The sequence below is a fragment of the Lysinibacillus sp. HST-98 genome (assembly GCF_016757845.1).
Lineage (GTDB): Bacteria > Bacillota > Bacilli > Bacillales_A > Planococcaceae > Lysinibacillus > Lysinibacillus capsici.
The window spans coordinates 91,892-104,804 of the sequence record NZ_JAENHX010000004.1 but is presented as its reverse complement, the minus strand read 5'-3'; the positions used below and the strand labels follow the sequence as shown (position 1 = coordinate 104,804).

Sequence of the window (12,913 nt, the reverse complement as noted above, 5' to 3'; positions counted from 1 at the left end):
TTGGGATCGTTTTCTTATTCTCTATATACCCACATAAGAGAAAGACAAACTAATTGATAGAAATGGCTATAAAATTTTCTCTAATCATACAAATAATAGCTAAATTGATTGCTACGGCTAGCTAGTATGAAAGATAAGGAAAAGACACTTTTGCAAATATGATTGGAGTGGAGCCAGCGTCACAGATGAGACCCTGGAGCGAACGAAAGAGTGAAGCGGCTCATCGGACGTCCCCTGGAAAGGACGCTGGCGGAACGGAAATCAACCTCCTGCCTTATGAAAAGGCCTTTTTTCTACTAGTGACTTTATCTTTTTTACAAAATGAAATGGCTGCCTCCTTTATAAGAGGCAGCCATTTACTGTTATTTCACGGTATTGATGAATTTAATATAATCCTTACTTATATATCCAGGTTCAGTGTTTAGTTTATCTGAAACAACTTGATACCAACCATTTGCGCTTGTATCTGTAACGATGACAGGCATATTACTTTTGCTAAATGTGAAAAGTGGACTTTGACTTGTTGATGCATCTGCACGAACATTTAGCCCAGCTGTTGTTGTAAGAGCAATTTTATAAGGATTATTTGCATCTTTAAAGCCTAAAGCTTTTTCTGCACGATAGTAATGTCCTGCAATTTTTGCGCCCCAGAATGGATCTGAAGCGTATTTTACGTTGAAGCCGATAGCCTTAGAACCGACAACTGCGCCATTCGTATAACGTCCACCTGGCGTAATATAATTTGGCTGAAGGAATTTTTCAACTAGCTCATTAATATTGGCTTCTACACTATCAAACTTCTTATTTAGTGGATTTGTATCATAGACATATAATCCAAATAGATTGTTTAGATTTTGAGCGTGATCACTCATACCATAGGCACTCTCATGCTGTGCTAGGGATAAAATAAGCATAGCATTGATATGAGAATTGGCTTCCACTTCTTTTAATACAGAGCCTAAACCAAGTAGTTTACTTTTAGTTGTGGCATTTTTATAAATCGAAGCACCTGAGCTTTCAACCTCTGCTAATTTTCCCACAATATATTGATCTAGCTCATCTGCTGTATATTGAGTTGTTGCACGAGCTGGTAAGAATTGATAGTAGTTATAGGCTTCGCCTTTTGAAGAACCATCAGCATTGGTAAAGTTGATGCCATCCCAGCTAAAGTATTTCTCACCCTGCTTCATAAAGCTAGGGGCCTTGCCATACACGTAACTAGCAGAATATTTATTAGTTTTATAATCATATAAGGTATGTTTTATTTCACCGTACTCATTTGTGTAATAAGAACGACCTTTTACTAGAGCAGAAGGAATTAAGGTAACGTCAGCCTGCTTTAAATAGCCAGTATGACCAGCTAAGCGTACTTTTACTTGTGTGGCATCACTACCTAGATACTCCATTTCTGTATTACCCGCAACTGCGATTTGATCCTTAATCGTTTCAGAATTTAGAGCAACATAATTATTCGTTACAACATAACCTGAAGTCATTTTAATAATTTTATCATTTTGAGTAATCACTAAGGAACTAGTCGTCATCGCCTTTTCAGCTGCTTCAAAGCTAGTAAAGGTTTGTTTGTCTACCAAGTTACCATTGGAAATTTCTTTGACGATATATGTGGTAGTATTACCGATATTACCAGTATTATTGTTGTTCCCATTATTATTAGTATTACCGTTATTTTCGGAGTTACCATTGTTTTCATTTTTACCAGCGTCAACCTGATCAGCAAGAAGAATTAATCGTAGAATAAATGTCGATGCCTCACCAATTGTGGCATTGTCTCTTGGTAAAAACATGCCATTGGAGCTTCCTTTAATAAGTCCTAATTGTGCACCGATTGCAACATCCTGACGGAAATCTTTAAAAATAGTTGCATTGTCTTTGAAGGTAATAGAAGAAGTACCTTTTGGTATTTTTAAATAATCAACTGCTCTGATTAGCATCACTGCCATATGCTCTCTTGAAATACGGTCATCTGGCTTAAATGAGCCATCCGTATAACCAGTAATAATTCCAGCAGTAGCGGCAAGCTTAATTTCATTTGCAAATAAATATGTGTCGGACACATCTGTAAACGTTATCTCGTTCTTTGTGTCCAAATTTAAAGCTTTTGCTATGTATGTGGCGAATTCACCACGTGTAACCGTAGCATTCGGACGATAGCTTCCATTTGCATCCTTCAGTAATGCATCTTTCTGAATTAAATAGCGTAGACCACTTTCATGCATATGTCCTGATAGCTCGTCTGCATAGACAGATTGGGGCTGCCAAATGACTAGACTAACAAGCATCATGAGCAACATAAAAATTGATAGTTTTTTCATAGTTTTACCCTCCTAAACTGATATCATTTTAACAAAGTTACACAATCAAGATAAGGGTCAAATGTTAGAAATACCATAAAATATACCAGCTATTTATAGGCAATAAGTATGCTTTTGTAATTTGATGTGAGAGTTAGTTTTAAATAGGGGAAGGAAAGTGAACCGAAATTCACATGAGTTTCTTCTATTATATATGTCATTTGTGTTACCCCCAAAAAAATAATGTCGTACATTGCTTTCTAAGAAGCAATGTACGACATTTTATTGAAGTAAATATTAAAGCATTTCTGAAGTTGTTTTTGCTTGCATATGCAGTTGTAGGTAGTCTGGGCCACCTGCTTTTGAATCTGTACCTGACATGTTAAAGCCACCAAATGGTTGGTAACCAACGATTGCACCTGTACAGCCACGGTTGAAGTAAAGGTTTCCTACATGGAATTCTTCACGCGCTTTTTCTAGGTTCATGCGGTTAGTTGTGATAACAGCGCCTGTTAAACCATATTCTGTATCGTTTGCAATTTCAATCGCATGGTCGAAATCTTTTGCTTTTGCGATCGCTACCACTGGTCCGAAGATTTCTTCTTTCATAATACGTGCAGAAGGATCTACGTCCGCGAACACAGTTGGTTGTACGAAGTAACCGACTGAATCGTCTGCTGTACCACCAGCTACTAAACGACCTTCGCCTTTACCGATTTCAATGTACTCAGTAATTTTGTTGAATGCTGCTTGGTCAATTACTGTTGCCATGAAGTTGCTGTAATCAGTTGGGTCACCCACTGTTAAAGCGTTTGTTAACTCTTCTACGCGATTTACCACTTGCTCATATACATCTTCTACGATGACAGCACGAGAACATGCTGAACATTTTTGACCTGAGAAACCAAATGCTGATTTCACGATCGATTGTGCAGCTAGCTCTAAATCTGCTTCTTTATCGACTACGATTGTATCTTTACCGCCCATTTCAGCGATCACACGTTTAATCCAAATTTGGCCTTCATTTAACACAGATGCACGTTGGTTGATACGTAAGCCGACATCACGTGATCCTGTAAAGCTGATGAAGCGTGTTTTTGGATGATCAACTAAGTAGTCACCTACTTCAGCACCAGAACCTGGTACGAAGTTAACAGCACCTGCTGGAAGACCAGCTTCTTCTAATACTTCGATAAATTTATACGCTACAACTGGCGTTGTAGAAGCTGGTTTTAATAACACTGTGTTCCCTGTTACTAAAGCAGCTACTGTTGTACCAGCCATGATTGCAAATGGGAAGTTCCAAGGAGAAATGACAATACCGATTCCTAATGGGATGTAGTCATAACGATTGTATTCACCTGGACGGCTTTCGACTGGCTGACCGTTTTTAATGCGTAGCATTTGGCGACCATAGTATTCCATGAAATCGATTGCTTCTGCAGTATCTGCATCAGCCTCTGCCCATGGTTTCCCAGCTTCTTTTGTTAATAAAGCAGAGAATTCATGTTTACGACGACGAACGATTGCTGCCGCTTTGAAAAGAACGTCTGCACGAATAGCTGGATCAACTTTTTTCCACGTTTTGAATGTTTCATCTGCCGCTTGCATCGCTTTTTCAGCTAAATCTTTGCTGGCTTTCGAAACGCGACCAATGACTTCTGTTTTCTTTGCAGGATTGTACGAAACGATTTTGTCTTCTGTTGTAATGCGTTCGCCACCGATAATTAGTGGGTAGTCTTGACCTAAGTAACCTTCAACTTTATTTAAAGCCTCTACATAAGCATTGTAGTTTGCCTCTTGTGAAAAATCTGTGAATGGTTCGTGTTTGTATGGAATCATGTCAGTTTCCTCCCAGGTATAAGTAGTGCCAAATGATTATGCACCTATTAAGATTGTGTTAATTATATAATGCAATATAATTTGGCATTAATCAACTCAAATTTTAAAACTTTTTTAATTTTTGCATCTGCTTTTCATATTGGTGTTAGAATAAGCTTAACGGAATACAGGAGGACAAAATGGATAACAATGTACTACTAAGTATTTATAAATACGTCATTGAAAAAGGCGATATGGGAATTTGCGTGGTAGACACAGAGGGCAAATTGCTTATATACAATAAAAAAATGAGAGAATTAGAAGGCGTTAATGAGGATGAATTTGAGGAGAGGCGAGCCTTAGAGATTATTGATTTTGAAATCGAAAAAAGCGATATTTATAAGGTCCTCAGCTCTGAAATGCCAGTACACAATATAAAAAAAACGTATTGGAATAAAAAAAATCAAGAAGTGACCTACATAAGCAATATTTATCCGTTGCACTATGAAGGCTCTTTAATAGGCGCTGTGGAATTTGCCCGAGATATTACACAGCTTGAATACATGATGTATCAGCCATTGAGAAGGTATGGCGCTCCCTTGACATTTGACATCATCACAGCTGTATCACCAGTCATGAAGGATGTTATTGAAAAAGCAAAAATTGTGGCACTAAGTAGAATACCTGTTGTGTTAATAGGGGAATCAGGTACTGGGATTGATATGGTTGCAGAGGGAATACATCATGATCTAAAGGTGCAAAATGATATGTTTATTGCTTTAATTTGCCGTCGAGATGAGAAAACGGTATTAAAGCAATTTGAAAAATATATTGTGGAAAAGGAGAAAATAACCTTCTTTGCTGAGCGCATTGAATATTTATCTCTAGAAGCACAAGAAAAGATTGTTGAACTTTTTAATAATCATCCTAATCATCAGCATGTTTTAATTGCTAGTGTTGGCAAAGATCCCATTGATTTGATTCAAAAGCACGAGCTATCCAAAAAGCTTTATAGACTTTTTTCAGGTATTACGATTTATGTACCTCCTTTACGAGAAAGAAAAGAAGATATTATGCCTTTTATCGATGATTATTTCAAAAGACATCGTGATAGCTTTGGCTCGTCTATTCATGGGCTTTCAGAAGAAGTCCAAGATATCTTTTTAAAATATGATTGGCCAGGAAATTTAAAGGAATTAGAAGTCCTACTGGATGAAATAACCTCATTGATCACCAATGAAACGATAGTTGAATCACATATGCTGCCAGTGCATTTCAAATGGAAAATCCAAAGCTCTTGTGAGGAGACGGAAAAAGAGGTTTCTACGAGCGACTTGTTTGTCATTAAAAATCAACAGGATATTCGACCATTAGATGTCTATATGAAAGAGGTAGAGGAGTACTATATTTCAAAGGCATTGGATTTTCATCAAGGAAATATCTCTAAAACAGCCGCTGCCTTGGGGATTCGTCGACAAAGTTTACAGTATCGAGTTAAAAACTATAAGCTCAATAAAAAAAGCGAAAACATTGATTAACCATGTTTTCGCTTTTTTGGATAGGTTCTCGAAAGTGAAAGATAGAATGATCTAACTGAAGGATAAAAACACGAAACTGATGGATAGCTTCAAGCTTGTATAATTATTTTCCTTTTTTCGAAAGGCGCCCAAGCGCAAATGCTGCTGCTCCTAAACCAATTGCCATGTTCGTTTTTTTGTTAAACACTTGTTTTGTCACAAGTGCTACATTTTGTGGACGCTCAGCTAAACGACGCATAAAGTAACCGTACCAATCATTACCGAATGGTAGATATGTGCAGAAATTATACCCTTCACGAGCAAGGTCTAGCTGCATTTCTTTACGGAAACCATATAACATTTGGAATTCGAATTTTTCATTTGGAATATTGTGTTGTTTCACAAATTGTTTTACATGGTTGATCACATTATGGTCGTGTGTCGCAATCGAAGTAAATTTACCATGTAGCAAATGATATTCAATTAGTTTTAAGTAATTATGGTCAATATCAGCTTTAGATTGATAAGCCACATTTTCAGGTTCTTTATAAGCACCCTTTACAATACGTAAGCGGAAGTTTTTATATTTCTCAATATTTTCCTCTGATTCGAAGAAGTAAGCTTGAATAACCGTCCCTACGTTATCATACTCTTTGTGTAATTCCTCTAATAATTCAAAAGAGCTATGTAAACGCTCGTAGTTTTCCATATCGAAATTCACGAAAATATTATATTGATGTGCAAGAGCTACGATTTCTTCTAAGTTTTCATAACAAAATGCGTAATCAATATCTAAACCTAATTGTGAAGGTTTAAGTGAGATGTGTGCATCAAGCTGTTCATCATGAATAGCTTGTACAACAGCTAAAATATTATTTTTGGCCGCAGTTGCCTCTGATTTTTCGTAGACGAACTCGCCTAGATTATCGACTGTACAAGAAATATTGGCCTTGTTTAATTCCTTAATTGATTGCACAACTTCTGGTAAACTTGTGCCAGCAACAACACTTTGCGCACCCATTTTTAAACCATATTTTTGTGCAGCGCTGTTTAATAATTTGTTCTCGGATAAGTAAATGAAAAAGTCACGTAATACCATTATATGCCTCCAAAAATGAAAATTTTAAATTCTTGGCGATTATAACACTTTTTTTGAAAAGTAAAATGGTTTGATTTTCAGAAAAAATATTTTTTAAAGCCAGTTAGTGAGATAAAACTATTGCAATCATTGACTTTTTCATGAAAAAAATTTAAATTAAAAATTTTTTTCAAAAAAAAAAAGACTTTTCAAAATAAAAGATTTGCTTTATGTTAATTAGTATATGTCTTAATTTGCACATAGGCATGATGGTATTTAGGACTTAAAAGACATAATTATTATTTTAATATAATTTATTAGTGGGTATTCTTTGAAGTGATTCTTAGATATCCACTTTTTCATTTTTCAATTTAAATATCATATTAATAGTAGTTTATAGTAAAAAAAAACAGGGTGTATTATAATAAAATGGTATATAATCAAGATTAAATTATGTACGTTTTGTGAATTTATAGTTACTTTTGATTTAGAATAGTGTGTCTATATAAGCAATACAAAAGGGAATATGACTACTCTAAACTAAGATAAGGTGGAAAGTATGGCAAGAGGCAGAAAATTTAATTCAAATGGCGAACAAAGTAAACAACTATTACTTGAAAAAGCGATAGAGCTATTTTCTGATAAAGGTTATCATTACACAAAAATTAGTGACATTGTAAAGGCTGCCAATGTAACTCAGCCTACTTTTTATCTCTATTTTAAAAGCAAGGATGCCCTTTATAACGATTTGAATGCGCAATTTCAAAGCGGATTTTTGGCAGTAATGAATAGTAAGTCAACTGACATTATTGAATATGGGTTACAGGGGTTTATCACGCTATTAGAGCAAAAGTTATTGAACTTGTTCGTATACATAATTGAAAATCCTGAATTAACAAAAATAGGTTTGATTGAATCCAAGCAAGCACATTTGGTGAAAAACCAAATGACACAGCAATTGATCCACCTTATTTATCTGCATAATTGTGACAAAGATCTACAACTGTATAGTGTGGATATAAAAATCATGATAGATAGTTTAGTAGGCTCAATAGAAAGACTCATCATTACGAATTTATTAGAAGAAAAAAGGTTACCTGCAGAACTTGCAAATGATATTGTACAATTATATTTTTGGAAAACCAAAGAAGTAATATGAAAAACTGTCATCGATACTTATTATCGATGACAGTTTTTTTAATTGCTTATTTTTATATGCTGATAGTAGCCTTTTTGATCTTTGCTCTTTGGGTGAATAAGTAAAATATATTCCTGGTTCGGTGATAAAGCACTCTTAGGCGTAACCGTTATTGAACGCCCTTCAATTTTAACTGCTACGGGTACTTCCTTAGCTCCTAAAGCAGCCAGTTGAATGTTGCTCTTAGCGATTTGTGAAGTAAGCCCTGAAGGAATTTTCACTGTAAATTTTTGTGTATCAGCTATATTTTTTACCGTGGAAAGTTGTTTATATTTAGGATATTTCTCCTTCAATGCATCATAATGTGCCTGGAAAATAGGTGCTGTTGTGGTTTGAACATTTGGCTTAACGCCGACTTCATGAATAGTATGACCCGCAGGACCTGTAAATTTACCAACTGTAAGCTTTAAATAGCTTCCATCCTGTAATGTGTAAAAGCCTTGCATAGCACCTTTCCCATAAGTTGTTTCTCCGTATAAAATAGCAGCTTTCTGGTCTTTCAACGATGCGGAAAGCATTTCAGAAGCGCTGGCACTATAGCGGTTTATAAGAATACGGGTATCTTTAGGAAACTTTGTATCTTGTTGAACTGCTGGGATGGTATAAGAGTTATGTGCTTCTTCTAATAAATAGGCAACTTTAGCAGATTGGAATAATCCTGTTAGTTCTTCAGCGGTTGTCACATAACCTCCACCATTATTTTGTAAATCTAAGATGAACGATGTTGCACCACGTTTTTTTAAGTCTATCAGCGCATTTTTAACAAGCTGTGCACCATCCTCTGAAAAAGAAGCCAACGAAATATAGCCCACATTTCCAAATAGCAGGTCAGTTTGTACATTCGGTAATGTGAATTTCTTACGTGTAATAGTTTTGGTAGTTTTTGAACCGTCACTATTTTTTAATGTAACTTCCACCTTAGTTCCTTCATTACCAATTAAAAGGGAAGAGGCCTCTTGTGTAGAACGACCGATAATGGATTCACCGTTAACGCCAATAATGATATCTCCAGCCTGAACACCAGCCTCAAACGCGCCACTGCCTTCGATTACTTGTAAAATATGAATTCCATCTTCGTGTTCTTCAATCACCACACCTATACCTATAGTAGATAGGTTGATGCTATTCATATAATTTTCAAATTCTTGCTTAGTGAAGTAGGTTGAGTAAGGATCAAGCATACTCATGATTTCTGAGATGGATGTAGCCTTCTCTAAGTTTCCATTAATTGTTCCAACGTAAGTATCTTTCACAATCTCCTTAATTTCCTTGATAAGCTGTGGATCATTTTCAGCAGCGTGAGTAGTTGTAAAAGGGAGAAGGAAGAAGCCTAGAACAAATACGAATGACCATATTAACTTTTTCATTGGACACCTCTTTTCTAGAACTCAAAATAGAATGTATCATTATTAGGTATTAAATGGATGGTTACATTATGCAATTGAGTATCTGATTTTTATTATACATGAAGCCATCGCTATAGTGGTGGACTTATATGAGATAGAAAAAGAATCTACTTGTCGCTATGGGCAAGTAGATTCCTGTAAATTATTTTTTTATCAATTTATGAATAATAAAACCAATTGATGCACCAACAATAGCTGGTAAAAGCCAGCCTAAATTTTGTTCATACATTGGCAATGCCTTTAGGATAGTTTCATAAGGTGTAATTTCAACTTTCATTTGTTTTAAGCCATCATATAGACTGACAAGGAAAGTTGGAATGAGTGCTAAAATATAAACAATTTGTCCACCTTTAAAGAAATGATCTGCTAGTGACAAGACCATCAATACCATAGCTAAAGGATAAATGATTAATAGCACAGGTAGTGATGCACTAATTATTGTTGAAAGTCCCACATTTGTAATAGCTGTACTAAAAATAGTAAAGACAACTAAAAATGTTTTATATGAAATTTGAGGGAATAGCTTATGGAAAAATTGTGCATTAGCAGTTAATAAGCCAACAGCTGTTGATATACAAGCTAGTAAAATAGTCGCAGACAAAATAATACTTCCAAGGCTTCCAAAGAGCACCTCAGCTGATTTTGCAATAATATTTCCGCCATTATCAGAAATACCGATTGCATTGATACTTGTATTACCTATATACCCTAGAGAGATATAGACAAAGGATAAACCTATTGCAGCAACGACCCCCGCAAAAATCGTTGTTTTTACTTGTTTTCTCGTATCTTTCATACCCATATCACGCAAGGCCTGTAAAATGACGATACCAAAAACAAGAGCACTTAGAACATCCATCGTTAAGTAACCTTTTACAAAGCCTTCAGCTAAAGGTGACACCTTATAGTTTCCTACGGCTTCTCCTGGTTCTCCCATAGGAGAGATGAAACTTTTAACAGCAAGCAATAAAATAACGAAAAGCAGGGCAGGTGTTAAAATTTTACCTACTCGATCAACGAGCTTCGAAGGATTAATAGATAAATATAGAATTAACGTGAAAAACACAATAGATGTGATAAAAAGTGGCGCCCAATGATCTCTCATACCTTCAGAAAGAAATGGCGCAATGCCTATTTCGTAGGACACAGACCCAGTACGTGGTACAGCAAAGAACGGTCCAATTGCTAAGTAGACGATGGAGGTGAAAATCACCCCAAAAGCAGGACTAACACGGTTAGCAAGCAGTTGTAAATCGCCTCCTGCTTTGGCAACAGCAACAATCGCTAACAATGGTAGACCAACACCTGTTATAAGGAAACCAATCATGGCTACAGTGACGTTTTCACCTGCTTGTTGGCCCAATAATGGTGGGAAAATAATATTACCAGCACCCAAGAACAAGGCAAATAGTAGTAATCCTACTGCTAAATTTCCTTTGATGAAATGCAAGATGTTTTTCATAAGTATATTAACTCCTTTAAGATTGAAAAGATAAAACTTTCTAAAAATTTTAAATACAGAAGTGTATGTTATCATAGGAACACTAATCTTGCAATGAAAACAGTATTTCAATATAGTCGGATTTCGTCGTATTCTATAAGTTTTCTATAATGTTTGAAAAATAGTCAGTTTTTCCGATTTTTCATGCAATAGTTATCTAGTATGATAGACACACAAGGGAATATTCTAGCACGAACGGAGGCACTTTGGTATGCAAAAGACAAAAAAATGGAGAATTCTTGTTCTAAGTACTTTAGCAACTTCATTTTTAGCATTACAAACAGCAGAAGCAGCAACATATACTGTACAAAAAGGAGATACTTTAACGAAAATCGCCCAAAATCATCAAGTCACGATTGGGGATATTATGAAGTGGAATAATCTATCGAAAGATACGATTTATGTAGCTCAAAAGCTTGAGATTTCAAAACAATCAACGAATGAGGGAGTAAAGCCCGCCACTCCATCAACATCTGGAAAACCAGCAACTACTTCTCATACAGTAGCAAAGGGTGACACATTATCAAAAATTGCAAAGCTATATAATGTGACAATTAAGGATATAATGGATTGGAATAAGCTTGAAAAAGACACAATTTTTGTTGGACAAGTACTGAAGCTTTCTTCAGCTGCAGTGATACCCGATGGTGATTCTATACATAATAATGTGACTTCAGGTACGGGCGCTCCATCAAAAGTAACAGCGAAAGATCCTACAGCTAATGGACAAGCAATTTATAACAAAACCGTTGAAGTTGCCAATACATTGGTTGGCACACCCTATCTATATGGTGGAAATACACCTGTAGGGCTTGATTGCAGTGGCTTTATTTTTTATGCCTTCAATCAAGGTGGTTTAAAAATAGGAAGAGCAAGCAGTGAGGGCTATTTTTACGGTAATACTACTCATGTAGAAAATCCAGTACCTGGCGATTTAGTGTTCTTTGAGAATACGTATAAAGAAGGCATTTCTCATATGGGAATTTATCTCGGTGATAATAAATTCATTCATGCGGGTACAGATGGTGTAGAAGTTTCGGATGTTACGTACTCTTACTGGTCTTCTAAATTAGTAGCCTACAAACGTTTTGATAGTGTGAAATAAAAAGTAGCGATTTTTGCCTTGGCAAAAATCGCTTTTAACAAAACCCCCTTTCTTCTAAAACAGAAAGGGGGTTTTAGGTTATTGTGTTACACGCGCTGTCCAACGAGAGAGGTCAGCACCTTTTGGATTTACTAATTGGGCAGGGAAAATAAATGTCCATGGCTTTGTTGAATTAGGCTGAACTGTTAAGATAGGATCCATTTTAAATGAACCTTTTGCTATTTGTTTTCCTCTCGCATCAATAATCTCAAGAGGTAGTTGTTCCAAGTTTATAGCCTTATTATGACCATTACGAATAAATATAGAGACATTTAAGCTGCCATTATTCATAAATTTAGCTTGCAAACCTGTAAAGTTTACTTCAGTTTCCCCTAATTTGGGTAAAGTTTTAACAATTTTGGCAAGTTCCTCTTTTTGTTCTGCTGGTAACTGTTCTTCCCAGGTAGGGTCTAATTCTAGTTGATGGTCACGTAATGATACTAGATTAAAAGCCAATTTCCAACCTTCTTCTGGTATCTCATCAATTTTAATAGCTGACTTGTCAAATTCAAATACCCAAGGGCGAGCACTTTTCGCAGGGATTGTACCAAGTGCTTTAAAGTCAAATTTTTTAGAAGCTACAAGCTTATCGTTTTTATCCATGATAAAAAGTTCGATTTCACCAAGTTCAATGGCTTCAGAAAGCGAAGAACGGAAAAATGCTCGTACTTGCCATTTTCCAGAGCGATCCTCATCAATACTAATTGAAGAAAGAGATAATTGATTTGGTTTTAATGGTTCTAGCTCATTAGCAAGGAAGTTAAAGATGTATTTTTGCTCCTGAGGTACATCCCAATCTGGGTGGAAAGAAAGTTTTGTTTCAATAATATCCTCATTACTGTCATGTGAAGAAGTGTTTCCTAGTAAGTCCTTTGAGTCAATAGTATTTTCTTGACCAACTTTGTCTGATTTTTTAAAGAATGAAAATAAGCCCAT

9 protein-coding genes are annotated in these 12,913 nt (G+C 35.8%); 3 read left to right on the top strand and 6 right to left on the bottom strand.

What is annotated here, in order from left to right:
• Positions 1 to 362 precede the first annotated feature (362 nt).
• Complete coding sequence (locus tag JIN86_RS11445) at positions 363 to 2,333, bottom strand: S-layer homology domain-containing protein (RefSeq protein ID WP_202341973.1); 1,971 nt, start codon at positions 2,331 to 2,333, stop codon at positions 363 to 365.
• Between the two features lie 276 nt (positions 2,334 to 2,609).
• Positions 2,610 to 4,154 (bottom strand): L-glutamate gamma-semialdehyde dehydrogenase, encoded by a 1,545-nt coding sequence (pruA, locus tag JIN86_RS11440; protein WP_066036915.1) that lies wholly within the window; start codon positions 4,152 to 4,154, stop codon positions 2,610 to 2,612.
• Between the two features lie 179 nt (positions 4,155 to 4,333).
• Here pruA and JIN86_RS11435 point away from each other — a divergent pair, with 179 nt between their 5' ends.
• Entirely contained in the window at positions 4,334 to 5,671 is a 1,338-nt protein-coding gene (locus JIN86_RS11435; protein WP_202341972.1) for an AAA-type ATPase lid domain-containing protein, read from the top strand.
• 103 nt (positions 5,672 to 5,774) lie between these two features.
• On the opposite strand, the gene JIN86_RS11430 is transcribed toward JIN86_RS11435, so the two are convergent.
• On the bottom strand, positions 5,775 to 6,749 hold the full coding sequence (locus tag JIN86_RS11430; protein WP_004230892.1) for a proline dehydrogenase family protein: 975 nt from the start codon (positions 6,747 to 6,749) through the stop codon (positions 5,775 to 5,777).
• A 538-nt stretch (positions 6,750 to 7,287) separates the two neighbouring features.
• Between JIN86_RS11430 and JIN86_RS11425 the strand changes: the two genes are divergently transcribed.
• Positions 7,288 to 7,887 carry a TetR/AcrR family transcriptional regulator gene (locus tag JIN86_RS11425; protein WP_202341971.1) on the top strand — a complete coding sequence of 200 codons (600 nt, stop codon included), beginning with the start codon at positions 7,288 to 7,290 and terminating at the stop codon, positions 7,885 to 7,887.
• A 38-nt stretch (positions 7,888 to 7,925) separates the two neighbouring features.
• On the opposite strand, the gene JIN86_RS11420 is transcribed toward JIN86_RS11425, so the two are convergent.
• On the bottom strand, positions 7,926 to 9,293 hold the full coding sequence (locus JIN86_RS11420; protein ID WP_202341970.1) for a S41 family peptidase: 1,368 nt from the start codon (positions 9,291 to 9,293) through the stop codon (positions 7,926 to 7,928).
• Between the two features lie 181 nt (positions 9,294 to 9,474).
• Entirely contained in the window at positions 9,475 to 10,794 is a 1,320-nt protein-coding gene (gene brnQ, locus JIN86_RS11415) for a branched-chain amino acid transport system II carrier protein (protein WP_202341969.1), read from the bottom strand.
• A 250-nt stretch (positions 10,795 to 11,044) separates the two neighbouring features.
• Between brnQ and JIN86_RS11410 the strand changes: the two genes are divergently transcribed.
• Complete coding sequence (locus JIN86_RS11410; protein ID WP_202341968.1) at positions 11,045 to 11,938, top strand: C40 family peptidase; 894 nt, start codon at positions 11,045 to 11,047, stop codon at positions 11,936 to 11,938.
• Between the two features lie 78 nt (positions 11,939 to 12,016).
• Here JIN86_RS11410 and JIN86_RS11405 read toward each other — a convergent pair whose 3' ends face one another.
• Complete coding sequence (locus JIN86_RS11405) at positions 12,017 to 12,913, bottom strand: accessory Sec system S-layer assembly protein (RefSeq protein ID WP_202341967.1); 897 nt, start codon at positions 12,911 to 12,913, stop codon at positions 12,017 to 12,019.

Bases quoted from the DNA above. Each gene is read 5' to 3' on its own strand.
- JIN86_RS11445 (WP_202341973.1), bottom strand. From the start codon at position 2,333: ATGAAAAAACTATCAATTTTTATGTTGCTCATGATGCTTGTTAGTCTA.
- pruA (WP_066036915.1), bottom strand. From the start codon at position 4,154: ATGATTCCATACAAACACGAACCATTCACAGATTTTTCACAAGAGGCA.
- JIN86_RS11435 (WP_202341972.1), top strand. From the start codon at position 4,334: ATGGATAACAATGTACTACTAAGTATTTATAAATACGTCATTGAAAAA.
- JIN86_RS11430 (WP_004230892.1), bottom strand. From the start codon at position 6,749: ATGGTATTACGTGACTTTTTCATTTACTTATCCGAGAACAAATTATTA.
- JIN86_RS11425 (WP_202341971.1), top strand. From the start codon at position 7,288: ATGGCAAGAGGCAGAAAATTTAATTCAAATGGCGAACAAAGTAAACAA.
- JIN86_RS11420 (WP_202341970.1), bottom strand. From the start codon at position 9,293: ATGAAAAAGTTAATATGGTCATTCGTATTTGTTCTAGGCTTCTTCCTT.
- brnQ (WP_202341969.1), bottom strand. From the start codon at position 10,794: ATGAAAAACATCTTGCATTTCATCAAAGGAAATTTAGCAGTAGGATTA.
- JIN86_RS11410 (WP_202341968.1), top strand. From the start codon at position 11,045: ATGCAAAAGACAAAAAAATGGAGAATTCTTGTTCTAAGTACTTTAGCA.
- JIN86_RS11405 (WP_202341967.1), bottom strand. From the start codon at position 12,913: ATGGGCTTATTTTCATTCTTTAAAAAATCAGACAAAGTTGGTCAAGAA.